At 71.4% G+C, this 25,856-nt stretch carries 23 protein-coding genes; 8 read left to right on the top strand and 15 right to left on the bottom strand.

Annotated features, from left to right (window positions below; genetic code table 11):
- Nucleotides 1-77 precede the first annotated feature (77 nt).
- The 14 genes from hemA to bchF all read right to left on the bottom strand — a co-directional run bounded on the left by hemA (nucleotide 78) and on the right by bchF (nucleotide 15,676).
- Entirely contained in the window at nucleotides 78-1,292 is a 1,215-nt protein-coding gene (gene hemA / locus BUQ68_RS18035) for a 5-aminolevulinate synthase (RefSeq protein ID WP_075217402.1), read from the bottom strand.
- The gene (gene puhE / locus BUQ68_RS18030) at nucleotides 1,292-2,158 is read right to left on the bottom strand and encodes a putative photosynthetic complex assembly protein PuhE (RefSeq protein ID WP_075217401.1); all 867 of its coding nucleotides are present in this window, start codon (nucleotides 2,156-2,158) and stop codon (nucleotides 1,292-1,294) included. Before puhE ends, hemA begins: the two co-directional genes overlap by 1 nt.
- 60 nt (nucleotides 2,159-2,218) lie before the next feature.
- Nucleotides 2,219-3,286 (bottom strand): magnesium-protoporphyrin IX monomethyl ester (oxidative) cyclase, encoded by a 1,068-nt coding sequence (gene acsF / locus BUQ68_RS18025; protein ID WP_075217400.1) that lies wholly within the window; start codon nucleotides 3,284-3,286, stop codon nucleotides 2,219-2,221.
- The gene (locus BUQ68_RS18020) at nucleotides 3,283-3,585 is read right to left on the bottom strand and encodes a hypothetical protein (protein WP_095407368.1); all 303 of its coding nucleotides are present in this window, start codon (nucleotides 3,583-3,585) and stop codon (nucleotides 3,283-3,285) included. The genes acsF and BUQ68_RS18020 overlap by 4 nt, the downstream gene beginning before the upstream one ends.
- 34 nt (nucleotides 3,586-3,619) lie before the next feature.
- The gene (puhC, locus tag BUQ68_RS18015; RefSeq protein WP_075217399.1) at nucleotides 3,620-4,054 is read right to left on the bottom strand and encodes a photosynthetic complex assembly protein PuhC; all 435 of its coding nucleotides are present in this window, start codon (nucleotides 4,052-4,054) and stop codon (nucleotides 3,620-3,622) included.
- Nucleotides 4,055-4,065: 11 nt separating this feature from the next.
- Nucleotides 4,066-4,719, bottom strand: coding sequence for a photosynthetic complex putative assembly protein PuhB (gene puhB / locus BUQ68_RS18010; RefSeq protein ID WP_075217398.1), 654 nt, complete (start codon nucleotides 4,717-4,719; stop codon nucleotides 4,066-4,068).
- 8 nt (nucleotides 4,720-4,727) lie between these two features.
- On the bottom strand, nucleotides 4,728-5,501 hold the full coding sequence (gene puhA, locus BUQ68_RS18005; protein ID WP_175577848.1) for a photosynthetic reaction center subunit H: 774 nt from the start codon (nucleotides 5,499-5,501) through the stop codon (nucleotides 4,728-4,730).
- 83 nt (nucleotides 5,502-5,584) lie between these two features.
- Nucleotides 5,585-7,027 (bottom strand): MFS transporter, encoded by a 1,443-nt coding sequence (locus BUQ68_RS18000; protein WP_075217396.1) that lies wholly within the window; start codon nucleotides 7,025-7,027, stop codon nucleotides 5,585-5,587.
- Complete coding sequence (gene bchM, locus BUQ68_RS17995) at nucleotides 7,024-7,725, bottom strand: magnesium protoporphyrin IX methyltransferase (RefSeq protein WP_075217395.1); 702 nt, start codon at nucleotides 7,723-7,725, stop codon at nucleotides 7,024-7,026. Before bchM ends, BUQ68_RS18000 begins: the two co-directional genes overlap by 4 nt.
- 1 nt (nucleotide 7,726) lies before the next feature.
- A complete protein-coding gene (gene bchL / locus BUQ68_RS17990; protein ID WP_075217394.1) occupies nucleotides 7,727-8,635 on the bottom strand; it encodes a ferredoxin:protochlorophyllide reductase (ATP-dependent) iron-sulfur ATP-binding protein in 909 nt (302 codons plus the stop codon).
- 14 nt (nucleotides 8,636-8,649) lie between these two features.
- Nucleotides 8,650-12,369, bottom strand: a complete 3,720-nt coding sequence (locus tag BUQ68_RS17985) for a magnesium chelatase subunit H (RefSeq protein WP_075217393.1) — start codon at nucleotides 12,367-12,369, stop codon at nucleotides 8,650-8,652.
- Entirely contained in the window at nucleotides 12,344-13,906 is a 1,563-nt protein-coding gene (gene bchB, locus BUQ68_RS17980; protein WP_075217392.1) for a ferredoxin:protochlorophyllide reductase (ATP-dependent) subunit B, read from the bottom strand. The genes BUQ68_RS17985 and bchB overlap by 26 nt, the downstream gene beginning before the upstream one ends.
- A 1-nt stretch (nucleotide 13,907) precedes the next feature.
- On the bottom strand, nucleotides 13,908-15,182 hold the full coding sequence (locus tag BUQ68_RS17975; RefSeq protein ID WP_075217391.1) for a ferredoxin:protochlorophyllide reductase (ATP-dependent) subunit N: 1,275 nt from the start codon (nucleotides 15,180-15,182) through the stop codon (nucleotides 13,908-13,910).
- Nucleotides 15,179-15,676, bottom strand: coding sequence for a 2-vinyl bacteriochlorophyllide hydratase (bchF, locus tag BUQ68_RS17970; RefSeq protein ID WP_075217390.1), 498 nt, complete (start codon nucleotides 15,674-15,676; stop codon nucleotides 15,179-15,181). The genes BUQ68_RS17975 and bchF overlap by 4 nt, the downstream gene beginning before the upstream one ends.
- Nucleotides 15,677-15,927: 251 nt before the next feature.
- Here bchF and BUQ68_RS17965 point away from each other — a divergent pair, with 251 nt between their 5' ends.
- From BUQ68_RS17965 to fni, 6 genes are all read left to right on the top strand, one after another.
- Complete coding sequence (locus BUQ68_RS17965; RefSeq protein ID WP_075217389.1) at nucleotides 15,928-16,824, top strand: cobalamin B12-binding domain-containing protein; 897 nt, start codon at nucleotides 15,928-15,930, stop codon at nucleotides 16,822-16,824.
- A gap of 85 nt (nucleotides 16,825-16,909) precedes the next feature.
- On the top strand, nucleotides 16,910-18,283 hold the full coding sequence (gene ppsR / locus BUQ68_RS17960) for a transcriptional regulator PpsR (protein WP_175577847.1): 1,374 nt from the start codon (nucleotides 16,910-16,912) through the stop codon (nucleotides 18,281-18,283).
- 204 nt (nucleotides 18,284-18,487) lie between these two features.
- Nucleotides 18,488-19,372 (top strand): chlorophyll synthase ChlG, encoded by an 885-nt coding sequence (gene chlG, locus BUQ68_RS17955; protein ID WP_075217387.1) that lies wholly within the window; start codon nucleotides 18,488-18,490, stop codon nucleotides 19,370-19,372.
- Nucleotides 19,369-20,685, top strand: coding sequence for a BCD family MFS transporter (locus BUQ68_RS17950; protein ID WP_075217386.1), 1,317 nt, complete (start codon nucleotides 19,369-19,371; stop codon nucleotides 20,683-20,685). Before chlG ends, BUQ68_RS17950 begins: the two co-directional genes overlap by 4 nt.
- A 26-nt stretch (nucleotides 20,686-20,711) precedes the next feature.
- Entirely contained in the window at nucleotides 20,712-21,911 is a 1,200-nt protein-coding gene (locus tag BUQ68_RS17945) for a geranylgeranyl diphosphate reductase (RefSeq protein ID WP_075217385.1), read from the top strand.
- 89 nt (nucleotides 21,912-22,000) lie between these two features.
- Entirely contained in the window at nucleotides 22,001-23,026 is a 1,026-nt protein-coding gene (gene fni, locus BUQ68_RS17940) for a type 2 isopentenyl-diphosphate Delta-isomerase (RefSeq protein ID WP_075217430.1), read from the top strand.
- 43 nt (nucleotides 23,027-23,069) lie between these two features.
- On the opposite strand, the gene BUQ68_RS17935 is transcribed toward fni, so the two are convergent.
- The gene (locus BUQ68_RS17935) at nucleotides 23,070-23,609 is read right to left on the bottom strand and encodes a hypothetical protein (RefSeq protein ID WP_075217384.1); all 540 of its coding nucleotides are present in this window, start codon (nucleotides 23,607-23,609) and stop codon (nucleotides 23,070-23,072) included.
- A gap of 208 nt (nucleotides 23,610-23,817) precedes the next feature.
- Between BUQ68_RS17935 and BUQ68_RS17930 the strand changes: the two genes are divergently transcribed.
- Both BUQ68_RS17930 and BUQ68_RS17925 read left to right on the top strand, forming a co-directional pair.
- Entirely contained in the window at nucleotides 23,818-24,528 is a 711-nt protein-coding gene (locus tag BUQ68_RS17930; RefSeq protein ID WP_075217429.1) for a response regulator, read from the top strand.
- The gene (locus BUQ68_RS17925) at nucleotides 24,525-25,826 is read left to right on the top strand and encodes an ATP-binding protein (RefSeq protein ID WP_075217383.1); all 1,302 of its coding nucleotides are present in this window, start codon (nucleotides 24,525-24,527) and stop codon (nucleotides 25,824-25,826) included. Before BUQ68_RS17930 ends, BUQ68_RS17925 begins: the two co-directional genes overlap by 4 nt.
- Nucleotides 25,827-25,856 lie beyond the last annotated feature (30 nt).

Below are 25,856 nucleotides of genomic sequence, written 5' to 3'. Positions count from 1 at the left end.
CCCGGCCTTGCGGCGGTTGTGCTGTCCCCGGGGCGCTCTCGGCGTCCCGGGCGGGCTCCAGGCGGGCGGCCGCGTCCTCAGGCGGCGACGCGCTCCAGGCCGGCGTCGGCCCAGATGTCCGACAGGGCGCCGATGAGGGCGTCGATGTCGGCGTCGCTGTGGAAGGGCGACGGCGTGATGCGCAGGCGCTCGGTGCCGCGCGGCACGGTCGGGTAGTTGATGGGCTGGACGTAGATGCCGTAGTGGTCGAGCAGCCGGTCGGAGATCTGCTTGCAGACGGTGGGGTTGCCGACCATCACCGGGATGATGTGGCTGGGGTTTTCCAGGTGCGGGATGCCGGCGGCGTCGAGCGCGGCGCGGACCCGGGCGACCCGGTCCTGGTGGCGGGCGCGCTCGGCGCCGGAAGCCTTCAGGTGGCTGATGCTGGCCATGGCGCCGGCGGCGACCGCGGGCGGCAGGGCGGTGGTGAAGATGAAGCCGCTGGCATGGCTGCGCACGAAGTCGCAGAGCGTGCGGGAGGCCGCGATATAGCCGCCGACGACGCCATAGGCCTTGCCGAGGGTGCCCTCGATGACGGTCAGCCGGTCGGCGACGCCGTCGCGCTCGGAGATGCCGCCGCCGCGCGGGCCGTAGAGGCCGACCGCGTGCACCTCGTCGAGGTAGGTCATGGCGCCGTGCGCCTCGGCGACGTCGCAGATCTCGGCGATCGGCGCGATGTCGCCGTCCATGGAGTAGACGCTCTCGAAGGCGACGAGCTTCGGCACGTCCGGCCCGAACTCGGCGAGCTGGCGGTCGAGGTCGCGCGGGGAGTTGTGCTGGAACACGCGCTTGATGCAGCGGCTCTGGCGGATGCCGTCGATCATGGAGGCGTGGTTGCCGGCGTCGGAGAAGACGACGCAGTCCGGGATGCGGGCGGCCAGCGTGCCGAGGCCGGCCCAGTTGGACACGAAGCCGGAGGTGAAGAGGAGCGCCGCCTCCTTGGCGTGGAGATCGGCGAGCTCGCGCTCCAGGAGCACGTGGGTGTGGCAGTTGCCGGAGATGTTGCGGGTGCCGCCGGCGCCCGCGCCGTAGCGGTCGAGGGCGGTGTGCATGGCCTCCAGCACGGCCGGATGCTGGCCCATGCCGAGATAGTCGTTGGAGCACCAGACGGTGACCTCGTGCGGGCCGTTCGGGCCGTGGCGCGTCGCCTTCGGGAAGGCGCCGGCGTGCCGTTCGAGCTCGGCGAACACCCGGTAGCGCCCTTCCAGCTTGAGCGCGTCGATCCCGGTCCGGAACAGGGCTTCGTAGTCCATCAGGCTGACCTCCGTTGAGTGTCGACGGCCGTTTGCGGCGGTGGATCCTGGGTAAGGGGGACCGGCACGGCCACGGGCGCGGCGCCGGAAGGGGTGAGCGAGGCGGCGGCGCGGGATCGGAAGCCCCAGCGCCAGAGGGTTGCGGTGTCGAGCGGCAGGACGAGGAAGCCGTGCTCCAGGATGGCGAGCGTGAGGAGAGTCGCCACCAGGGAGAGCGCGACCGCGTCGACCGGGTCGGTGTCGGCGGCGGCGGCGACCGCCACGAGGGCCGCGAGGGCCGCCGACGAGGCGATCACCGACCAGGGGAACAGCCGGTTCATGGGCGCCCGGCGGAAGTAGCTCGCCAGGTAGGCGAGATGGTCGGGCAGGAAGGCCTCGCCGAGGTTGCGCACGCCGAGGAAGATGTTGAGCTTGGTGGAGAGCCGCATCGCCCAGAGCGTCAGGAAGGTCCACAGGCCCACCCGGTTGGCGCTGTCGGCGAGGAGGAGGGCAAGGCCCGCCGCCGAGGCGGCGAGCAGCAGTTCGTGGTAGAGGATGGTCTCGGCGGCGTGGCGGAACCGGCGCCATCCGCGGTCGTCGGCCGGGCGGCGGCTGCGCCGCGGACCGGTGACGAGACCGGTGAGGAAGAGCACCTCGTTCCACGCCCACACCATCACGGCCGCCGCGAAGGCGACGTGGGTGGCGGCGAGACTGACGTCGTCGCGCGTCGCCGCCAGCGCCGCGACGGCGGCGGCGAGGAGCGCGGTGGCGCCGAGAACCGTCCAGCGGAACGTGCGCGGGGGAAGACCGTCCAGATAGAGGACGACCCCGGTGCCGAACCACCAGAGGAACAGGGCGTGGCCGATGGCGAGCGCCGCGTCGTTCACGGGGACGGTCCTCTCCTTGAGGGGCTTCAGGGCAAGGGCTTCAGGTCACCAGACTTCAGGTCACCAGACCGGCGCGAGGCGGGCGCTGGCGGGGACGCGGTTCTCCTGGACGGGCTTCAGGTAGAGCGACGCGAAGGTCGCCGCCGCCTGGGTGGCGTAGGCGATCCGCTTCAGCCGCCCGACCACGCCGCCCCTGGCCTTCGCCGCCTCAACCTTTTCGGCCAGCCGGAACAGCCGGTCGAAGCCGGCGCGGAAGGCCGGGCTGTCGATGTCGAGGGTGAAGGGGAAGACCTGTTTGGAGATCTCCGAGGTGAGCCGCAGGACCGCCATGTCGTAGTCCGTCGGATCGACCCCGAGGGCCTTGTGGAAGGCCGGCCGCATGTGATCGCGCACGTACATCGTGGCGAACACGGCAAGGAGGAAAAAGCGGATCCACAGCCGGTTGAGGCCGGAAGTCAGCTTCGGGTCCGAGCGCATGATGAGGGCGAACGCCTCGCCGTGGCGGAACTCGTCGTTGCACCACTTCTCGAACCACTTGAAGATCGGATGGAAGCGATGTTCCGGGTGGCGCTCCAGCTGCCGGTAGATGGTGATGTAGCGCGCGTAGCCGATCTTCTCAGAGAGATAGGTGGCGTAGAAGATGAACTTCGGTTGGAAGTAGGTGTACTTCTTGGTCTTCTTCAGGAAGCCGAGGTCGACGCCGATGCCGGCGTCTTTGAGGGCCTCGTTGATGAAGCCCGCGTGGCGGGATTCGTCGCGCGTCATGAAGCCGAAGAGCTCGCGGATCTCCGGATTCTTGATCCGCCGCTTGATCTCCGCGTAGAGAACGCAGCCGGAGAATTCCGCCGTCAGGGACGACACCAGGAAGTCGGTGAACTCCCGGCGGAGATCCTCGGGCAGGTCCTCGATGCGGAAGGCGTCGAACTCGGCGTTCTTCTGGAAATGGCCGCGGTTCAGGTCGGCCCGCATCTCGGCCATGATCTCGTCCCACTCGGCCCGCACGGCCTCGACCTTCAGGCCGTCGAGAGCCTCGCAGTCGGTGGTGTAGAAGCGCGGCGCCAGCATGGTGTCGGTGCGCGCCATGTCGGTGGTGAGGTTCGGGGCGGCGCCCCCTTCCATGGCGATCATGACGGCCTCCCCTCGGAGAAGCCCACCTCGTAGAGCTCGGTGAGCTCCAGGTAGCCGACCGCCTTGGCGATCATGTAGCGGACGGTTCCGGCCGGCCGGACGGTCGCCGTGCAGCGCACCACCTGGCGGGTGCCGAACGGCACGTCGGTGGGGGCGCCGTGGACGATCACCTCGTCGCCGGGCTCCGGGTCGTAGCCGTCCAGGAGCACATGGGCGTGCAACCGCTCCGCCGTGTTCTCCACGTCCACCGTGCACGGCACCTTTCGGATGCGCGGCAGTTCGATCCAATTCGACATCATGACACTCTCCCTCGATCCCAGCCCCCAGCGGGCCTCACCTCAGGTGCAGGAGCCTTGCGAAGGCGCCTGCGTTTTCCGATCCGTACGCGCCCAGATCGAGGGCGCGGCTGGTGGCCGGATCCTCCAGCACCAGCCGGCCATCGACGCGCCGGATCAGACGGAACGGCACGTCCGGGCCGATTCCGTGCACTTTCCTGTCCCGGGCGAGACCTCTCAGCACGCCCCGAACAAAACCGTTCGTCGCGCCGTCCAGGATGAGACTCTCGCCGGTGCCACGCACCGCGATCGCCCCGCCGGGCCGGTCTTCGAACACGAGGTCGACGGTCTCGACGGCCCCGTGGGTGGCCATGTGAAGCGCGCCGAAGCCGGTCCAGCGGGCGGTGGCGGCGGCGGTGATGGTCAGCGCGATCATCAGGCCGGCGCCGATCAGCGCGCCTTTGGGAAAGGTGTCGGTGGCGGCGTGACCCATGGCGTCCTCCCTCACTCGGCCGCCGCGCCGTAGGCGGCGGGCATGTCACGGTGCCGACGATCGGCCATGGGCACGGCCACCGGCGCCGAATGCGGCGCGAGGGCCGGTGCGGCGGCAAGCGCCCCGGCCACGCGCTCGGCGACGGTGGCGATGTCCGGAATGGCGCGGAGCGTCGGCTGCGGCCGGGCGAAATGACCGGCGCGGGCATGGGGCCAGAGCACCGCGTAGCCGATGCGGGCGCTCCGCTGCAGGGCGAAGGCGATGTCGCCGGTGCCGCGACCGCGCTCCTTCACGGACGCGCCCTCGACCTCGGCGTAAGGCAGGTTGAGCGTCAGCGGCAGGGCGATGCCGATCCGCATCACCACGCGCCGGTCGGTGACCGTGTAGATGGTGGTGCGGGCGGCAAGCCAGGCGAGCACGCCGATGATGAGGAGCCCGGCCGCCGCGAGCGGCAGGATCCAGAGCGCGTAGACGAGGGCGTCCACCGCCCCGGCCCCGTCGGCGAGGCTGGAGGCGAAGCGCCAGGCGAAGAGGAGGCCGAAATAGGCCGCCACCCAGCCGATGCGGAAGGCCGCGAAGGCGAGCGCCACCGGGTCCGGTCGGCCGCGCCAGAGGATGCGCTCGCCGCGCGGCAGGGCCTCGGGAAGGTCGGTCTGAGGGTGCATGGGGGCGTTCACAGCCAGGGCTCCGTCCGCTTGGGTTCGGCGTAGAAGAGGCCGGCGCCGTAGTAGGCGCAGATCTTCTCTTCTTCCAGGAAGGTCACCTGATCGGGGCTCTTCACGGGCGGCACGTGCAGGAAGTGTTCGGCGAAGATCGCGTCGACCGTCACGGTGCGCTGCTTGGCGCTGATCTTGGCGAAGTTGACCGGGATCAGCACATGGCCGCCCGTGGCGCTGAGTTCGACCTCGTAGTAGCGGAAGATGAACTCGGAGCGGTCAACCCAGGCGTCGGCGATGATGCCGACTTCCTTGCCGTCGCCGGCGATCACCGTCATGCCGCGCGGATCCGGATCCTGGGTCGCCGGAAAGAAGCCGGAGGCGACGCGCAGCGGGACGATCTTGACCTCGCCGCCGTCCCACATGATGTCCGGCACGTCCTGGCGTTCCGCCCAGGCGCCGGGGCCGATGCCGTCGGTCATCGGGTTGCCGGTCGGCACCAGGGGCGCGCCCGGCCAGACGGCCACCGGGGCGGCGGCGATCTGGCGGCGCTCCACCCGGTCCTCCGGCACCGTGACCGACCCGCCGTGCGGCAGGAGGAAGGTCTTGGACGGCGGCATGTCGGGGAAGCCCACCACCGAGACGCGCTCGTTGGTGCGGTCGGAGAGGAGCGGGTAGCCTTCCCGCTTGTTCTCCCGGTGCAGGTAGAGGATCAGTCCGGCGAAGAAGATCCAGAAGGCGTAGAGAACCACCTGCGCCAGGTCGATGTAGCCGGTGTAAGAGACACCCATGGCACCCTCCAGAGCCGCCTCGATGCGGCCGATCGATCGTTCATGTCAGCCGGCGCCCTTTCTTGGCGGCGCCGGCGTTGTGGTCACCCGGGCAACTCGGCAAGGCCGAGCCTGCGGCCGGACCAGGCCTTGGCCGGGCCGGCGTAGCGGACCAGAGGTCCGATGAGCGCCAGCGTGGCGAAGAGAAGGACGAGTTCGGTCGTGTAGACGACGCCGTAGCCGACCGCCGGCCCGGTGAAGCCGCCGCCGAGGAGGCCGGCTTCGGCGGCGAGCGCCGACACGTCGCGAAGGACACCCCCGAGTGCGATGCCGACGCCGGCGGCGGTCGCCTGCACGGCCCCCCAGGCGCCGAGGGCGAGACCGGTGCGGTCCGCCTCGTCGCGCGCCATGGCAGCGGTGAGCGTGCCGACCGAGAAGAGGCCGGCGCCGGTGCCGACGAGCACGGTGCCGACCCGGAAGAGGCCCGCGCTCTCCATCGGGGCGGCGAGCGCCACCGCGGCGAAGGCCGGCATGCCGACGACGGCGCCGAGGGCGGCGAGGCGGAGCGGGTCGAACCCGCGGGCGAGCTGGCGGCCGGCGAAAGCGAAGGCGGCGAGCGCCCCGAGCGCCAGGAGCCCGGTGAGCTGGGTGGTGCTGCCGACGGTGAGGTTCAGGATCTGGCCGCCGTAGGGCTCCAGCACGATGTCCTGCATGGAGAAGGCCGCGGTGCCGAGGCCAACGACGACCAGCCGGCGGCGGGCGCCGGGTTCCGCCACATAGGCGGCCCAGGAGGCGGAAAAGCGCGGCCGCGGCTGGTCGAGCCGGGTGCGGGCGGGGTTGCGCTCCTCCTGCTTCCAGAGCGCGATCAGGTTGAGAATCATGGTGACGGCGGCCGCCCCCTGGATCACCTGGATCAGCCGGAAGGCCGAGTAGTCGGCGAGCGCCACGGAAAAGACGAGGCTGGAGACCACGAGGCCGACGAGGAGCATCACGTAGAGGAGCGCGACCACGCGCGGCCGGTCCTCCTCGCGGGCAAGATCCGTGGCGAGCGCCAGACCCGCGGTCTGGGTGGTCTGCAGCCCGGCGCCGACGAGCAGGAAGGCGAGCGAGGCGGCGAGCACGCCGACGACGGCGCTGCCCTCCGCCTCGGAGAGGACGAGGAGGGCGAAGGGCATGAAGGCGAAGCCGCCGAATTGCATCAGCGTGCCGAACCAGATGTAGGGCACGCGCCGCCAGCCGAGGGCCGAGCGGTGGGTGTCGGAGCGGAAGCCGATCAGGGTGCGGAAAGGCGCGACCAGGATGGGCAGGGCGACGAGCACGGCGACGAGGGCGGCGGAGAGGCCGAGCTCCACGATCATCACCCGGTTGAGCGTGCCGACCAGGAGCGCCGTCGCCATGCCGACCGACACCTGGAAGAGCGACAGGCGCAGGAGCCGCGGCAGCGGCAGGGCGGCACTGCCGGCGTCGGCGAACGGCAGGAAGCGGGTGCCGACCTTGGCCCAGCCCTTCGCCCATTCCCGGTTGATGGCGCGCGGCGTCGGTTTCATCGCCTCACGAGCTCCTGGGCCTGGCTGATGTAGAAGCCGCGCGCGACCCGCCGCGACCGGGCCCGGCGAAAGGCCGAGAGCCCCAGGTGGCCGTCGATGCGGTGGGCGAGACGGGTTGCGCCGATCGGCTCGATGGCCGGCGAGCGGTCGCCGCGCGGGAAGAACTGGCCGACCGCGTGCATGGTGGCCAGAAGCGGCGTGGAGGGCGCGAAGGTGAAGAGGATGGAGCAGCGGGTGCGGGCGGCGAGGCGGGCGAGCGCGGCCTCCACGTCCTTGGCCGGATAGTGGATCAGGCTGTCCATCGCGACCACATGGTCGAACTCGCCGAGCGCCGGGTCGAGCATGTCGCCGACCCGAAGGTCGATCCGCCCGGGGCCGGCGCCGCCGACGAGGCGCTCGCGGCCGAGCGCGATGAGGGTCGGCGAGATGTCGACGCCGACGACGGTGGCGCCGCGGGCCGCGGCGGCGGCCGAAAGCGCCCCGGTGCCGCAGCCGGCGTCGAGGAGGCGAAGGCCGGTGAGGTCGGCCGGCAGCCAGGAGAGCAGCGTCGCCCGCATTTCGTCGCGGCCGGCGCGCACGGTGGCGCGGATCCGCCCGACCGGCGCGTCGGAGGTGAGGCGCGCCCAGGCGTCGACCGCGGTGCGGTCGAAATAGGTCTCAAGCTGGCCGCGGCGGGCCACGTAGGTGGGCGTCGTCATCTCAGTCGTACCCCAGGAGGTCGAAGATCTCGCGGTCCTTCAGCGGGCGGCCCTCGAAGGGCTCCACGCCGGCGATCAGCGAGGCGGCGAGGCGCAGATACTCGTCCTGCACGGCGCGCACGTCCGGCTCGTCGCCCATCTCGAACAGGGTCGCCTTCTTCAGCCGCGAGCGGCGGATGGCGTCGAGGTCGGGGAAGTGCGCGATGGTGGAAAGGCCGGCGCGGTCGTTGTAGCGGTCGATCTGGTCGGTGCCGCTGCTCCGGTTGGCGATCACGCCGCCGAGCCGGACGCCGTAGTTCTTCGACTTGGCGTGGATGGCGCCGACGATGCGATTCATGGCGAAGATCGAGTCGAAGTCGTTGGCGGCGACGATGAGGCCGCGGTCGGCGTGCTGGAGCGGCGCGGCGAAACCGCCGCAGACCACGTCGCCGAGCACGTCGAACACCACGATGTCGGTGTCCTCCAGGAGGTGGTGCTCCTTCAGGAGCTTCACCGTCTGGCCGACCACGTAGCCGCCGCAGCCGGTGCCGGCGGGCGGCCCGCCCGCCTCCACGCACATGACACCCGCGTAGCCCTCCACCACGAAGTCCTCGGCGCGAAGCTCCTCGGTGTGGAAGTTGACGCCTTCCAGGACGTCGATGACCGTCGGGATCATCCGCTTGGTGAGCGTGAAGGTGCTGTCGTGCTTGGGATCGCAGCCGATCTGCAGCACCCGCTTGCCGAGCTTGGCGAAGGCGACGGAGAGGTTGGACGAGGTGGTGGACTTGCCGATGCCGCCCTTGCCGTAGACGGCGAACACCTTCGCCGTGTCGATCTTCATGGCCGGGTCCAGGTGGACCTGGACGCTGCCGTCGCCGTCGCCGCCGGCTCCGCGGCTGACGGGACGTCGGATCGGGATCTGATAGGTCATCGTCCGTTCTCCCTTCAGGCTGCCGCGTCGACGGTGACGCCTTCGAGCCGGTCCTCGAGGTCTTCGCTCGCCGCCCGGAGGGCCGCGAGCGTCGCCTCGTCCGGCGACCAGTAGCGGCGCTCCTCCGCTTCCAGGAGGCGGTTGGCGAGGCGGAGCGCGGCGGTCGGGTTCAGGCTGGCGAGGCGGTCGCGCATGGCGGGATCGAGCACGTAGGTCTCGCTGACCCGCTCGTAGACCCAGGGCGCGACGGCGCCGGTGGTGGCCGACCAGCCGAAGGTGGTGGTGAGGTGCGCCTCCACCTGGCGGACGCCCTCGTAGCCGTGGGCGAGCATCGCCTCGTACCACTTCGGATTGAGGAGCCGGGTGCGGGTCTCCAGGGCGACCTGCTCGGACAGGCTGCGCACGCTGCCCTCGCCGCGGGTCTGGTCGCCGATGTAGACGGGCAGGTCGGCCCGGCCGGCGCGGCGGGCGGCGGCGCCGATGCCGCCGAGGGTGTCCACGTACTGGTCGAGGCTGGTGACGCCGAGCTCCACCGATTCCAGGTTCTGGTAGGCGAGGTCGACGGTGGCGAGGGCGGCGGAGAGAAGCTCCGGCCGCCGGACGGGCCGGCCGTCGCGACCGTAGGCGAAGCCCTTGCGGCGGGTGAAGGTCTCGGCGAGTTCGCCCGAGTCCTCCCAGGCCGCGCTGTCGATGAGGAGGTTGACGTTCGCCCCGTAGGCGCCGTCGGCGTTGGAGAAGACGCGGAGCGCGGCATCCTCCAGCGGGCAGTTCATCGCGGCGGCGACCGTGAGGGCGTGCTTGCGGATGAAGTTCACCTCCGACGGCTCGTCCGCGTCGGCGGCGAGGAAGGACGCCTCGGCCAGCATGCGGGTCTGCAGGGGCAGGAGGTCGCGGAAGATGCCCGAGAGGGTGATCACCACGTCGACCCGCGGGCGGGCGAGTTCGGCGAGCGGCACCAGTTCGGCGCCGGCGATGCGGCCGTAGGTGTCGAAGCGCGGGCGGGCGCCCATGAGGGCGAGCGCCTGGGCGATCGGACCGCCCTCGCTCTTCAGGTTGTCGGTGCCCCAGAGGACGAGGGCGATCGATTCCGGGAAGGGCTTGCCGTCCGACACGTGGCGGGCGATCAGCCGGGCGGCCTGGCGGGCGCCGTCCTGCACCGCGCAGCTGGACGGGATGCGGAAGGGGTCGAAGCCGTGCACGTTGCGCCCGGTCGGCAGGATGGCCGGGGTGCGCAGGAGATCGCCGCCGGGGGCCGGCCGCACGTAGCGGCCGTCGAGGGCGCGCAGAAGCGCCGGGATCTCGCTGTCCTCGGCAAGGAGGCGGCTGGTGCGGGCGAGATCCTCCAGCATCGGCCGGGCAGCAGCGCGGTCGGGCGCGGGCATCGCCTGGAGGATGGCCTCGGCGCTTCGGCCGGCGGCAAGGTCGGCGGCGACGTTTGCGTCGAGGGCCTTGCCGTGGGAGGCGTCGGCGATCGAGGCGAGGAGGTCGGCCCGCCCGGCGGCGTCGAGGGTCTCGCCGACCACGTGGAGGCCGTGCGGGATGAGGGCGTTCTCCAGTTCGTAGACGGCGGTGGAGAGGGCCGCGACGGCGGCGTCGGCTTCCGCGTCGGTCCAGGCGGGCTCCATCGAGGCGAGGTCGACAGCGGCGGCCATGGCCTGGACGAGGGCGGCGATGTCGGCGCGCTCGTCGGCGGAGGCGTCCGGGTCGCGGCCGCGCCAGCGTTCGATGGCGCTCTTCAGCTCCAGAAGGCCGCGGTAGAGGCCGGCGCGGGTGACCGAGGGCGTCAGGTAGCTGATCAGCGTCGCCGAGCCGCGCCGCTTGGCGATCAGCGCCTCGGACGGGTTGTTGGCGGCGTAGAGGTAGAAGTTCGGCAGGTCGCCGATCAGCCGGTCGGGCCAGCAGGCGGCCGAGAGGCCGGCCTGCTTGCCGGGCATGAACTCCAGCGCCCCGTGGGTGCCGAAATGAAGGACGGCGTCGGCCTTCAGGTCCTGGCGGAGATAGCGGTAGAAGGCCGAGAAGGCATGCGTCGGCGTGAAGCCCTGCTCGAAGAGAAGGCGCATCGGGTCGCCCTCGTAGCCGAAGGCGGGCTGGATGCCGACGAAGACGTTGCCGAAGGCGGCCCCGAGCACGTGGATGCCGCGCCCGTCGGCCTGCACCCGGCCGGGCGCCGGGCCCCATTGGGCCTCGATCTCGCGAAGGTGCGGCTCGCGGCGGACGTGGTCGTCGGTGGAGATGCGGGCGTGCAGGTTGGCGGGGGTGCCGTGGAGCGCCGTGTTGCCCTGAATGAGCGCGGCGCGGAGCGCCTCGGCGTCGGCCGGCAGGTCGACCCGGTAGCCCTCGGCCGCCATCGCCTTCATGGTGTTGAAGAGCGAGGGGAAGACGGAGAGATAGGCGGCGGTGCCGGTGGCGCCGGCGTTCGGCGGGAAGTTGAAGAGGACGATGGCCACGCGCCGGTCGGCGACGCGGACGCGGCGGAGCGCCACCAGCCGGTCGAGCCGGGCCGCCAGCATGGCGGCGCGCTCCGGATGGGCGGCCATGTCGCGGGCGGCCTCCGGCGAGGCCCCGGCGGAGCGGCCGCCGAAGACGGTGGGGGCGATGGCGCCGTCGAGTTCCGGGATGGCCACCATGATGGTGGACTCCACCGGGTGGAGGCCGCGCGGCGAGCCGGTCCACTGTTCGAGCGTCTGGAATTCCAGCGGCTGGGCGGCGACATAGGGCACGTCGAGCGCAGCCAGCATGGTCTCGGCGGCGGCGGCGTCGTTGTAGGCGGGGCCGCCGACGAGGGAGAAGCCGGTGAGCGAGACGACGGCATCGACCGTCGGCCGGCCGTTCGCCATGAAGAAGCGCTCCACCGCCGGGCGGGCGTCGAGGCCGTGGGCGAAGGCCGGCACGGCCTTCAGGCCGCGCGCCTCCAGGGCGGCGATGACGCCGTCATAGTGGCCGGTGTTGCCGGCGAGCACGTAGGAGCGCATCACCAGGACGCCGACCGTGCCGCGCGCCGGGACGGGCGGGGTGGGCAGCGCCTGCAGGTCCGCGCCGATGCGGCCGACGATCTTCGGGTGGTAGAGGCCGATGTCCGGATAGTCGACCGGCGCGGCCGCACGGGCAACCGTGCGCAGTTTGGCGCGCGGACCGGCGGCATAGCGCTCCACGGTGAGGCGGACGAGGTTGGCGACGTTCTCCTCGGTGCCGGCGAGCCAGTACTGCAGGGCCATGAAATAGGCCCGCACGTCCTGGGCGGTGCCCGGGATGAAGCGAAGGATCTGCGGGATGCGGCGCAGCATCTTCAGCTGGCCAGCGCCGGCGCCGCCCTTCACGTTGGTCTTGCCGCGCAGCTTCTTCAGCAGCGCCATGGCGGGGCTCTGCGGCGCGCTCATGTCGAAGCGGCCCATGCGGGTGAGCCGGGTGATCTCGCTGGACGACATGCAGCAGACCATGGCGTCGCAGTGGTCGCGCCGGGCTTCCAGCGCCGGCAGGACGGCGCGGGCGTGGTCGTCCATGAAGAGCATGGAGGCGATGATGACGTCGGCCTCGGCGATGGCCGCGCGGGTGGCATCGAGGGTCGACGGATCGGCTTCCCAGTCGGCCGCCGCGTGGAGCGTCAGCTCAAGGCCCGGCAGGTCCTTGCGAAGGGTCGTCCGTGCCCGGTCCACGACGCTCGACAGGTGATGGTCGAGCGTCACGATAGCGACGCGGCAGGGGGCGGTCTCAGCGACCGAAATGGGCCTTGGCATCGTAAAGCGTCTCCACCGTGATGAAGGTCAGGCCCGCGTCCCGGGCGAAGCTTTCGGTGTTGCGGCGCGCCTTCCCGCGCACGAAGAAGGGGATTTTTCGGAGTTCCTGCTCCGCCTCAGGGCTCCAGCCGGGCGCGCCGGGGAGCGGGGCGGGCGCGACGGCCGCAGCGGCCGGCGCATGATCGGTCGGCTCGACCGCGGCGAGATGGGACGGCCGGCGGCCGTCGCCGAACTCCGGGTCGTCGCGGAACATGCCGAGGAGATGTTCCTCAAGGCCCATCATCAGCGGATGGACCCAGGTGTCGAAGATCACGTTGGCGCCCTCGAACCCCATCTGCGGCGCGTAGCGCGCGGGAAAGTCCTGGACGTGGACGGGGGCGGAGATGACCGCGCAGGGCACGCCGAGGCGCTTGGCGATGTGGCGTTCCATCTGGGAGCCGAGCACCAGCTCCGGCTGGAGCTCGGCGATGCGGGCCTCCACCTCCAGGTAGTCGTCGGTGATCAGCGCCTCGATGCCGTGCTCGGCGGCGGCGGCCCGCACCTCGCGGGCGAACTCCCGCACATAGGTGCCGAGGCCGACGACGGTGAAGCCAAGTTCGTCGCGGGCGATGCGGGCGGCGGCGACCGCATGGGTGGCGTCGCCGAAGACGAAGACGCGCTTGCCGGTGAGATAGGTGCTGTCGACGGAGCGGGCGTACCAGGGCAGCCGGCTGCCCGCCTCGGCATCAAGCACCGGCGCCGGGTCGACGCCGGCCACGGCGGCGACCGCGCGCACGAAGTCGCGGGTGGCGCCGACGCCGATCGGCGGCACCTCCACGGTGGGCTGGCCGTGGGCGCGGGCAAGCCAGGCGGCGGCTTGGCGGGCGATCTCCGGATAGAGCACCACGTTGAAGTCGGCCTCGCCGAGCCGGGCGATGTCGGCCGCCGAGGCGCCCTGCGGCGCCACCACGGCGACGTCGATGCCGAGCCGGTCGAGGAGGCGGGTCACCTCGATCACGTCGTCCCGGTGGCGGAAACCAAGAGCCGTCGGGCCGAGGAGGTTGCAGGTGGGCCGGCGCGCCGCTTCGGCACGGGGAGCGGCCTCTTCCGTCCGGGCGGGGGCCGAGAGGGTGCGCACCAGGCGGTAGAAGGTCTCCGACGCGCCCCACAGCTCCTTGCGCTGATAGGACGGCAGCTCGAGCGGCACCACGGGAACCGGCAGGCCGAGGGTCTGGGCGAGGCCGCCGGGATCGTCCTGGATCAGCTCGGCGGTGCAGGAGGCGCCGACGAGGAGAGCGGCCGGGCGGAAGCGCTCGTAGGATTCGCGGGCGGCGGTCTTGAAGAGGTCGGCGGTGTCGCCGCCGAGGTCGCGCGCCTCGAAGGTGGTGTAGGTGACCGGCGGACGGCTGTCGCGCCGCTCGATCATGGTGAAGAGGAGGTCCGCGTAGGTGTCGCCCTGGGGGGCGTGCAGCACGTAGTGCACGTCGGTGAGCGCGGCGGCGATCCGCATGGCGCCCACGTGGGGCGGTCCTTCGTAGGTCCAGACGGTGAGCTGCACGTCACACCTCCAGCCGGTCGCGGCGGTTGAGCGGACGGGCGAACAGCTCGGCGAGGTCGCCGGCCTGCTCGTAGCCCTGGATGGGGGTGAAGACGGTCTCGATCGACCACTTGGTGGCGAATCCCTCCGCCTCCAGCGGGTTGGCGAGGCCGAGGCCGCAGACGACGAGGTCCGGCCGGTCGCGGCGGCAGCGGTCGAGCTGGCGGTCCACGTCCTGGCCCTCGCTGAGGCGCACGTCGCCCGGCAGGAGGCGGAGGTCCGCGTCGAGATGGGCGCGGTGGAGGTAGGGCGTGCCGACCTCGGTCAGCGTCATGCCGAGTTCGCTGTGGAGCACCCGGGCGAGCGGAACCTCCAGCTGGCTGTCGGGGAAGAAGAAGACGGAGCGGCCGGCAAGCGTGGCCCGGTGGCGGGCGACGGCCGCACGGGCGCGATCGCGGCCCGGCGTGACGACCGCCTCGAAGCGGGCGGCGGGGACAGAGAAGGCGCGGGCGGCGGCGGCGAGCCAGGCGGTGGTGCCTTCGGCGCCGAGCGGGAACGGGGCGGCGAGCCGGCGGGCGCCCCGCGCCTCCAGCCGGCGCGCGGTCTCGCCGAGATAGGGCTGGGCGAGGAGGAGGCGGGTGGCGGGGCCGACGGCCGGCAGATCGGCGCCGCTGCGGCCGGGGAGCACGTCCACCGGAATGCCGAGGTCGGCGAACAGGCGGCGGAACTGGTCCTCCACCACGTCGGCGAGGCTGCCGGCGACGAGAAGGCGTGGGGCGGTGTCGGGTGCCGCGGCCGGCATGTCCGGCACCAGGGCGGCGAGGCAGGCGTCCTCGCCGGCGGTGAAGGTGGTCTCAATGCCGCTGCCGGAATAGCTGAGCACCCGCGGGCGGTGGCCGAAATTGGTGGAGAGCCGGGAGGCGGCGCGACCGAGGTCCAGCTTGATGACCTCCGACGGGCAGGAGCCCACCAGGAAGAGGAGGCGGATGTCCGGACGCCGCTCGATCAGCCGGCCGACCACCCGGTCGAGTTCCTCGTCGAGATCGGCGAGACCGGCAAGGTCGCGCTCCTCGATGATGGCGGTGGCGAACCGCGGCTCGGCGAAGATCATGACGCCGGCGGCGGACTGGAGAAGGTGGGCGCAGGTGCGCGACCCAACCACCAGGAAGAAGGCGTCGCGGATGCGCCGGTGCAGCCAGAGAATGCCGGTGAGGCCGCAGAAGACCTCGCGCTGGCCGCGTTCGCGGAGGACCGGCGCGTCGCAGCCGTCACCAGGAAGAGCAGGCAGCGCGCTCATGACAGCACCTCCCGGCCGGGCGCTTCGAGGCGGGCGGCGCGGAGCTTCAGGAGGAACTGGGCGGCGTTGACCACGTAGGTAGCGTAGGCGGCGAGCGCCAGGGTCATCAGGCCGGCCGGCGCGAGGGCGTCGGTGGCAAGGGCGACCAGGTAGGCGGTGTGGAGAGCGATCACCACCATGCTGACCGCGTCCTCCCAGAAGAAGGCCGGCGCGAACAGGTAGCGGCCGAACACGTCCTTCTCCCAGAGCGAGCCGGTGACCATGATGGCGTAGAGGACGAAGGTCTTCAGGACGATGGAGGCGTTGGCGGCGGCGTAGCCCTCGCCGGTGGCGAGGAAGCGGACCACGAGGCCGGCGCTGACCAGGAAGACGGCGAACTGGAGCGGGGCGAGCACGCCCTGGACGAGGGTCCACCGCGAGGCGTCGCGGCGACGGCGCTCGGTGGCGGAGTAGAGCGCCCTCCCCTTCGTGCTGTCGATCCGCTGGCCACCCATGACCGGCCTCCCCTTCTGCGTCCGACGTTGGTCCGTCGTGCGGCGTTGAGATCAGGCTACGGTCGCGGTCAGAAAGTGTCAATCTTGGTTGACGTCTATTTTAGCTGACAATCCACAGAGCGGGACGTCAGATTTGACACCGTCGCTGTCCGAAGGTCCGAGAAAATCGTCTCTCGCGCTTGACAGCCCGCGTCTCCCGGTGTGCCTTAACGGTAATCCCGCCGCCTGAAGCGGGTGCAGGGAGTGACCCCATGGAAGGCCTGGAACAGGTCTCCGACGATACGGGTTGCTACGACGGCCACGCCTTTCACCTGCCGGCCGCGAGACAGGCGGATCTGCAGCGCAGTGAGGGTGAACGGGTCGATCGCTGGACGCGTATCGCACGGACGATCGAAGGCGAGGTGATCCCGCGCCTTCTCTTAGCCCACCGTCAGGATCTTCGGCCACGGGAACCGGCCGCGGACGCCATCGCGTTTGATGCAAGAACGCCGGAACGCTTCGGCCATCTTGTGTTGACCCGCCCTGACGACGACGCGCTGAATTACATCCACGCGCTGCTGGCGAGTGGATTTCCCCTCGAGTCAGTCTACCTGGACCTGCTCGCGCCCACCGCCCGGTGGCTCGGCCAGAAATGGACGGACGACGAGGTCTCGTTCACCGACGTGACCATCGCGCTCACCCGGCTGCAACGCATGATGCGCCTGCTGTCCGGCATGAGCCAGGATCCCGCCCATCGCGGTGAAGCCGCCGGTTCGATTCTCCTGGCCGCCATGCCGAACGAACAGCACATGTTCGGCGTTCTGATGCTCGAAGAATTCTGCCGCCGGGAGGGCTTCGACGTGGAATGCCTTCCGACGTGCGGACGGGCCGATCTGCTCGGAGCGGTGAAACGCCGCGCGCCTTCGGTTGTCGGTCTGTCTGTCAGCGTGGACGAACGCCTCGACGAGCTTCGGCTGCTGATCCGAGACATCCGTCAAGTGGCTGGCAAGAAAGGCACTCTGATCATGGTGGGGGGTCGGTGCTTCAACGACCAACCGGAGTACGTCGAAGCGGTCGGTGCCGATTTCACCGCTGTTGACGGACGGGATGCTATACGCCACATACACTCTTATATGTCAAACAAACTGAACAGTCGTTTCGAACCATAGATCGCGAAGGCATAGATCCGTCATGGATGCTTCAGCCCAGAAATCCATGCATCGGTTCCGGAGTCCGGAGACCTGGTTCTTGACGATGGACGCGCAATCGGCCTCCGCGCTGTTTGCCGCTTCGTCGGACGTGAGCCTGGTCGTCGATCGGAACGGGGTCGTACAGGATATCGCCCTCGGCAACGAGGACTTCTACCCGCTCGACCTGGAAACCTGGGTGGGATCGCCTCTGGAAGAGGTTGTCGCCGTCGACAGCCAGTCCAAGGCGGTGTCGCTGCTCCAGGAGGCGCGGGCCGACACCCGCACGCGGTGGCGGGAGGTCAACTTGCGCATCCCGTCGGGCGCGTCCATCCCGCTGAACTTCACCGCGGTCCGCCTGTCCGACGACGGCGACGTGGTGCTGTTCGGGCGCGATCTCGCAACGGTCGCCCGCCTCCAACAGCGGGTGATCGACATCCAGCGGGAGATGGAGGCCGATTATGCGCGGCTGCGCAACGCGGAGTCGCGCTATCGCCTGCTGTTCCAGCTCGCCCGCGAGCCGGTTCTGGTGGTGGACGCCTCCAACGGCCGCATCATCGAGGCGAACCCGGCGGCGGCCAAATTCCTCGGCACCAACCCGACGCGGCTGATCGACAAGCCGCTGAAGGACCTGTTCGCACACACGTCCGGCGGCGATCTCGGCAACGCGCTCACCGCTGCCCGCACCCTCGGCCGGCCGCAGGACGTGACGCTGCGCCTCGCCGACCGGGCGGACCAGGTGCAGCTCTCCGCGTCGCAGTATCGGCAGGACTTCAGCCAGTATCTGCTGGTGCGGTTCGGCACGGACGCGGACCGCAATCCGAGCCCGGCCGCGCGGCAGGGTACGTTCAGCATCGAGGTGTTGAAGAAGTTCCCGGACGCCTTCGTGGTCACCGACCCGAACGGCTGCGTTCTCGACGCGAACACGGCCTTCATGGACCTCGTTCAACTGCCGTCGGTGGAAGCGGCGCGCGGCGAAAGTCTGGATCAGTGGCTGGGCCGCCCCGGGGTGGACTTCGGGCTGATCCTCTCCAACCTCCGCGACCACGGCTCCATCCGGGAATTCGCGACGCTCCTGCGCGGGGAACTCGGCGCCTCGGAAGACGTGGACGTGACCGCGGTCGCGGTGCCGGACGCGGAGACGCCCTGCATCGGCATCGTGATCCGGCCGGTGCGCCGGCGCGGGACCCTGCCGATGGTGCGCGACGCCGGGCTGAATTCCACGGTGGAGAACCTGACGCATCTGGTCGGCACCATGCCGCTGAAGGACCTGGTGCGCGAGACCACCGACATGATCGAGCAGATGTGCATCGAGGCGGCCCTGAAGCTGACCGACGACAACCGTGCGTCGGCCGCCCAGATCCTGGGGCTGAGCCGCCAGAGCCTCTATGCGAAGCTGCATCGGTTCGGCCTGAAGGACATGCCTCCAGGCCTCGATTGAGGGCTCGGCACGGCCGGGGCTCAGGCCTCGGCCGTTCGCCATAACCCGCCTGTGCCGGCGTTCGGCCGGTCGATTTTTCTCCTTCGCCAGCTTTGTTGAATCGGGCGCCGCACGGCGTCCGACGCCTTGACAGGCGCGCCGGGTACGCCCTGTTTTATGTCAAGTCAGCTTGACGGTTTTGACTGTCAAGTCTACTCTGACGTCATGTCGATCCCCTCTCTCCAGGCGAGCGTCGAGCTCCTGAAACCGGTCACCTGGTTCGCGCCCATGTGGGCCTTCGGGTGTGGCCTCGCCTCGTCCGGCCAGCCGCTCGACGGGCGCTGGATGGCGGTTCTGGTCGGCGTGGCGCTGACGGGTCCGCTCGTCTGCGCCACCAGCCAGGCGGTGAACGACTGGTTCGACCGGCACGTGGACGCCATCAACGAGCCGAACCGGCCGATCCCGTCCGGGCGCATCCCGGGCCGCTGGGGGCTCTATATCGCGATCGGCTGGACGGTGCTGTCGCTCGCCGTCGCCGCCACGCTCGGCCAGATGGTGTTCGTGGCGGCGGCCCTCGGGCTTGCGGTCGCCTGGGCCTACAGCGCACCGCCGATCCGCCTGAAGCAGAACGGCTGGTGGGGCAACACGGCGGTGGCGCTCTGCTACGAGGGGCTTCCGTGGTTCGTGGGCGCGGCGCTCGTCACCTCCGCCCTGCCGAGCACGCCGGCGCTGGTGCTGGCGCTTCTCTACAGCGTCGGCGCCCACGGCATCATGACCCTCAACGACTTCAAGAGCGTGGAGGGGGATGCCGCCTCCGGCGTGCGTTCGCTGCCGGTGCAGCTCGGACCCGCCCGCGCGGCACGGCTCGCCTGCTGGGTGATGGCCTTGCCGCAGATCGCCGTGGTGGTGCTGCTGCTCGTCTGGGGCCGGCCGCTCCACGCGCTCGGCGTCGGCCTGCTCCTTGCCGCCCAGGTGATCCTGATGGGCCGACTGCTGGCCGATCCACGCGCCCGGGCGCCCTGGTACAACGCCACCGGAACCTCGCTCTACGTGCTCGGCATGCTGGTCTCGGCGTTTGCCGTCAGCTCCCTTCTTCCGGAGGTCCCATGACGCCCCGTCCCTTCGGCTGGCTCGACATCGTCCGGATCGGCCTCCTGCAGACCGCGCTCGGCGCCATCCTGGTGCTGACCACGTCGACGCTCAACCGCGTGATGGTGGTGGAGTACGCCCTGCCCGCGACGTTGCCGGGCCTCCTCGTCGGCCTGCACCACGCGGCGCAGATCCTGAGGCCGCGCTGGGGCTTCGCCTCCGACCGGGGCGGTCGGCGGACGCCCTGGATCATCGGCGGCATGGCGGTTCTCGCCGTCGGCGGCTTCCTCGCGGCGGTCGCGACCGCCTGGATGGCGACGGCGCCCGAGGCCGGGCTGGCGCTCGCGGTGCTGGCCTTCGTGACGATCGGCGTCGGCGTCGGCGCCGCCGGCACCAACGCGCTCATCCTCCTCGCCGAGCGGGTGGAGGACGGCCGGCGCGAGCCCGCCGCCACCATCGTCTGGGTGATGATGATCGTCGGCTTCATCCTGACGGCGGGCTTCGCCGGCAAGGCGCTCGACCCCTATTCGGCGGAACGGCTGGTGGCGGTGTCCGGCGCGGTCAGCCTGATGGCCTTCCTGCTCGCCGTCGCGGCGATCACAGGCCTTGAGGGCGACGGCGACCGCGCGCCGTCCCGCACAGGACCGGCGATACCCTTCTCGGCCATGCTGGCGTCGGTCTGGCAGGATCCGACGGCGCGGCGGTTCACGGTCTTCATCTTCGTCTCCATGCTGGCCTACAGCGCCCAGGACCTGATCCTGGAGCCTTACGCCGGCCTTCTCTTCGGCATGACACCGGGCGAGACCACCCGGCTCGGCGGCCTTCAGAACGGCGGCGTGCTCGCCGGCATGGTGATTGCCGGACTGACCGGGCACGCGGCCGGCGGACGGTCCAGTGTGCTCGGCCTCCAGGTGGTGGGCGGTTGCATCGGCTCGGCGGCGGCGCTGCTCCTCATCGCCGATGCGGCGGACGGCGGCATCCCGATCGGTGTCCTGGTGGTGCTCCTCGGGCTTGCCAACGGCGTCTTCGCGGTGTCGGCCATCGGCATGATGATGGGGCTTGCCGGCACCGGCCCGCGGGAGAGCCGCGGCACCCGCATGGGGCTCTGGGGCGCCTCCCAGGCGATCGCCTTCGGCCTCGGCGGCCTCGCCGGCACCGTGGCGGTGGACCTGGTGACGCTCGCCACCGGCCAGCAGATCCTCTCCTACCAGACCGTGTTCGCCGCCGAAGGCCTGCTCTTCCTGGGAGCCGCCTGGATCGCCGCCGCGCTGCTCGGCCGGCCGGCGCCCCTATCGGCTTCTTCCCTGGCCCGCACCGGCGATGCCGGAGAGTAGCGGGCCGTCGACCCGGAGGTCTGAACATGCCCCTCGACGCCTATGACGTGATCGTGGTCGGCGGCGGCCCGGCTGGCGCCACCGCCGCCGACGACCTCGCCCGCGAAGGCCGGTCGGTGCTGATGCTCGACCGGGACGGGCGCATCAAGCCCTGCGGCGGCGCCATCCCGCCCCGCTGCATGCGCGACTTCCACATTCCGGACGGCATGCTGGTGGCCAAGGCGCGGAGCGCCCGCATCGTGGCACCGTCCGGCCGCACGGTCGACATGGCGATCGAAACGGGCGAGGTGGGCCTCGTCGACCGGGAGGTGTTCGACGAGTGGCTGCGCCGTCGGGCGACGGCGGCCGGTGCCGACCGGCGGTCCGGCACGGTCAAGCGGCTCGCCGACAGCGACGACGGCCGGAAGGTGGTGACCTTCCAGGGCGCGGACGGACGGGAGCAGGCCGCCACGGCCCGCTACGTGATCGGCGCCGACGGGGCCAACTCCCTGGTTGCCCGCCAGACCATGCCCAAGCACGTGCTGCCGCCGCTGGTGTTCGCCTACCACGAGATCATCGACACGGGCGGCGACCTGCCGGACGACTACGACCAGACCCGTTGCGACATCCACTACGACGGGGCGCTCTCGCCGGACTTCTACGCCTGGGTCTTCCCGCACGGACGCACCGCCAGCATCGGCACCGGCTCGGCGAAGAAGGGCTTCGCGCTCCGCGAGGCGGTGGGCGCGCTGCGGCGGCGGGTGGGGCTCGCCGACGCGCCGACCTTGCGCCGGGAAGGCGCGCCGCTGCCGCTGAAGCCGCTGAAGCGCTGGGACAACGGCCGCGACGTGATCCTGGCCGGCGACGCGGCCGGCGTGGTGGCGCCGTCGTCGGGTGAAGGCATCTACTACGCCATGGCGGGCGGACGCCTCGCCGCGGACGCGGTCGCCGCCGCACTGAAGACCGGCGACGCGCGGGCGCTCGCCTCCGCGCGGCGCGAGTTCATGCGCGCCCACGGCAAGGTCTTCCTCATCCTCAGGATCATGCAGGCGGTCTGGTACGCCAACGACCGGCGGCGGGAGCGCTTCGTCAGCATCTGCCGGGACCCGGACGTGCAGCGGCTGACCTGGGCGAGCTACCTGGAGAAGGAGCTGGTGCGCTCCGATTTCCGGACCCAGCTGCGGATCATGTCCAAGGACCTCGGCCACCTGTTCGGCTTCGTTTCCGCCTGGGGCACCCGGTCGTGAGCCGGTCGACCTCGGACGCCCGGATCGAACCCGCGGCGAACGCTGCGCCGGGACCGGAGACAGGCGCACCGGGCTGGGCCTTCGGCGCCATCAGGGCCCGCAAGGACGAGCACCTGGACATCGTGCTGGAGCGCCGCACCGCTCCGTCGCGGCGCGGCGACGCCGGGTTCGGCGCGCTCCGGTTCGAGCACGTGGCGCTGCCGGAGATCGACTGCGACACCATCGATCTCACCTCCGTCTTCCTCGGGCGGCGCCTGTCGGCGCCGCTCCTCATCAGTTCCATGACCGGCGGCCCGGACCGGGCCGCGCGCATCAACCGGCACCTGGCGGAGGCCGCGGAGGCGCTCGGCATCGCGCTCGCGGTCGGCTCCCAGCGGGTGGCGCTCTCCGGCGGCGGGGTGGCGGGCATCACGGCCGACCTTCGCCGGCACGCGCCCTCCATTCCGCTGATCGCCAACCTCGGCGGCGCGCAGCTCGTCTCCGGCTACGGGCTCGACGAGGCGCGCCGGGCGGTGGACATGATCGAGGCGGACGCCCTCGTGATCCACCTCAACCCGCTGCAGGAGGCGCTGCAGCCGGAGGGCGACCGCGCCTGGTCCGGCGTGCTCGCCGCCATCGAGCGCCTCGCCGCCGGCCTGCCGGTGCCGCTGGCGGTGAAGGAGGTGGGCTGCGGCCTGTCCGGGCGGATCGCCCACCGGCTGGTGGAGGCGGGCGTGCAGATCATCGACGTGGCCGGCGCCGGCGGCACCAGCTGGGCGGCGATCGAGGCCGAACGGGCCGCGACCGCCGCCGACCGGGCGGTGGCGACCGCCTTCGCAGACTGGGGCATTCCGACCGCCGAGGCGGTGCGGGCGGTGCGCTCCGCCTGCCCGACGGCGGTGGTGATCGCCTCCGGGGGCGTCCGCGACGGGGTCGACGTCGCCAAGGCGATCCGCCTCGGCGCCGACCTCGCCGGCCAGGCCGCCGCCACGCTCGACGCGGCGCTCATTTCGCCGACCGCGGTGGTGACGCACTTCGAAACGGTGATCCGGCAGCTGCGCGTCGCCTGCTTCTGCACCGGCTCCGCCGACATCGCGGCGCTCCGGACCGCCCGCGCCACCCTGGATCCGGGCTGAGACCGGGCGACGGCCCGGCCCTTTCCGGTCTCGCGGGGGATCGTCAGGCGAGCATGTCGAGGATGAGGCCGGTCGTGTCCTCGCCGGACGCGCTGCTGCCGTCGGCGCCGTAGTCCGAGCCGCCCTTGAGGGCCTGCTGCAGCTGCTTCAGAAGGTCGGCCAGTTGGTCGGTCCCGGTCGAACCTGTGGCCGACACCCCGCCGGTGTCCGCGCCTTCCTCCGGCGGTGGTGGCGGCGGCGGGCCGCCGGGGCCGTTGGCGAAGACGTTGGCAAACACCTCTTCCAGTGCCGAGGCCTGCTCCTCGGTGAGCGTGCCGGCCTCCACCTGCTCGTCGATCAGGCCGCTGATCTTCTCCTTCATTTCGTCGGGCGACGGCGGCGCGGTGCGCTCGCCGCCGGACCCACGCTCGGCGCGCAAGGTGGAATCGATCGTGTCGAGCGCGGTGGAAAGGGCGCTTTCGTCGGTGCTGGCGATCTCGCCCGACTGGATTGCGGACTGCAGTTCGGACTGCAGTCGGTCGCGCGGGGACGGCGGGCGCTGGGCCGCCTGACTGGCGAAGGACGCAGAGGATATGGAGGACATGGCGGGCTCCCATTCGGATGCGGCGCCCCCCTTTGGATGGCGCTCGTCCCTCACTCGACGCCCGCGGTCTTAACGGCCGGTCACCCGGGCAAGACCCTGGTTTTCCGGACGTGTCCGGACCGGCATTTCGATACAAACAGATACAAAATTGTTGATCCTGCGCGGACCCGCGCCGGCGCATGATGACGCCAAACCGCCGACCGAAGTCATGCCCGCAGATCCGCACATCCTCCTCGTCGAAGACGACCGGCAGATCAGCCAGCTCGTCGCCCGCTATCTGAAGGCCAACGGCTGCCGCGTCTCGGTCGCCCACGACGGGCGGGCCATGGACCGCATCATGGGGGCGAGCCGGCTCGACCTTCTGGTGCTCGACGTCATGCTGCCCGGGGAGGACGGCCTGTCGATCTGCCGGCGCATTCGCGCGAGCACGCCGCTGCCCATCATCATGGCCTCGGCGCGGGGCGAGGAGATCGACCGCATCATCGGGCTGGAGGTCGGCGCCGACGACTACATCGCCAAGCCGTTCGGCGCGCGCGAACTGCTCGCCCGCATCCGGGCGGTGCTGCGACGGTCGGCAGGCGGGCAGCCGCCGATCAGCCCGAGGGCGATCTACCGGTTCGCAGACTACGCGCTGAACACAGGCTCCGGCCAGCTGTCGTCGCCGACCGGCGCGCTGATCGCCCTGACCCGGGGCGAACTCGACCTCCTGACGGTGTTCTGCGAACGCCCGCGCCGGGTGCTGAGCCGCGACCAGCTGCTCGACATCACCCGCGGTCGCACGGCAGGACCGTTCGAGCGCAGCGTCGACATCCTGGTGAGCCGGCTCCGGCGCAAGCTCGGCACCCAGCCGGACGGCACGGACCTGATCCGGACCGTGCGATCGGAGGGCTATGTCTTCACGCCGGACGTGACGGCATGAGCCTTGTTCGCCGGATCTGGCCGGCGTCGGTCGCCGGGCAGGTGCTGCTCCTCCTGGTGGCGAGCGTGATCGCCGTCCACGTGGTCTCCCTCACGGTCTTCCTCATGGTGGAGCGGAGCGGGCCGCCGGCCTCCCCGCTCGAGCACGATCTCCGGCTGGCGACCCATGTGCGGATGTTGGACGCGGCCGCTCCGGCGGATCGGGCGTCGCTGCTCGCCCTCGTCGCCCGCTCCGACCCGGAGCTTCGGCTGGAGGCGACGGACCGGGCCGCGCCCCTCGACGCCCCGCTCGGCCGCATGCTGGCCCATTGGCTTCCGCCGGGGACGCGGACCTGGATCAGCGACGACGGCCGCTATCTGATCGGGCTTTCGGACGGGAGCCGGCTGTCGGCGGTCGCGCCGCTCTTTTCGCCGCCGCCCTCCGGGCCGCTCCAGGCGACGGCGGTCTTCCTCGGCATCGGCCTGATGGCGTTCGGCGCCTGGGCGGTGCTCGTGGTCACGCGGCCGCTCCGCCACCTCGCCCGCGCGGTGGAGGCGTTCGGCCGGGACGGCGCGCCGGTGGCGCTCGCCGCCCAAGGGCCGACGGAGGTGAAGGCGCTGATCGCCGCCGTCAACGGCATGCAGGTCCGGATCGGCTCGCTCTTGACCGACCAGGCCCGCATGCTGGCCGCCGTCAGCCATGACCTGAAGACGCCGCTGACGCGCCTGCGCCTGCGCGCCGAGACCGTCGCCGACCGCAGGACGCGGGCCGCCATGCTGGCCGACCTGGAGCACATGACCGTGCTGACGGACGCGGCGCTGGCGCACCTGAGGGGCGCGCGCTCGCGCGAGGATCCGGTGCTGGTGGACCTTGCCAGCGTGGTCCACACCCTGGCGGACCAGTTCGCCGACCTCGGGCAGGCCGTGGAGGCGACCGGGCCGACGCCGTGCGACGTCCGGCTCAGGCCGAACGATATGCAGCGCGCGATCCGCAATCTGGTGGAGAACGCGCTTCGGCACGCCGGCAAGGCGACGATCGCCTACGGGCCGGCGCCGGACGGCGGCGTGTTCGTCGCCGTCATCGACGACGGCCCCGGTATCCCGGACGCCGACAAGGCGCGCGTTCTCCTTCCCTTCGAGCGGGGCGATCCTGCCCGCTCGCCGGGCGGCACGGCCGGCCTCGGGCTCGGTCTGTCGGTCGCCAGCATGGTGGCGGAGACCCACGGGGGACGGCTGACGCTGACTGACAACCGACCATCGGGGCTGATCGCCACCATCGACCTGCCGCCCGAGACGGGCGCCGGGGCGCCCACGCGTTGACGCGCTGGCGCTACGGCCCTTTCGCCCGGC

Source organism: Mongoliimonas terrestris, from assembly GCF_001927285.1.
Classification (GTDB): Bacteria; Pseudomonadota; Alphaproteobacteria; order Rhizobiales; family Pleomorphomonadaceae; genus Chthonobacter; species Chthonobacter terrestris.
This window is presented reverse-complemented; position numbering and strand designations above follow the sequence as displayed.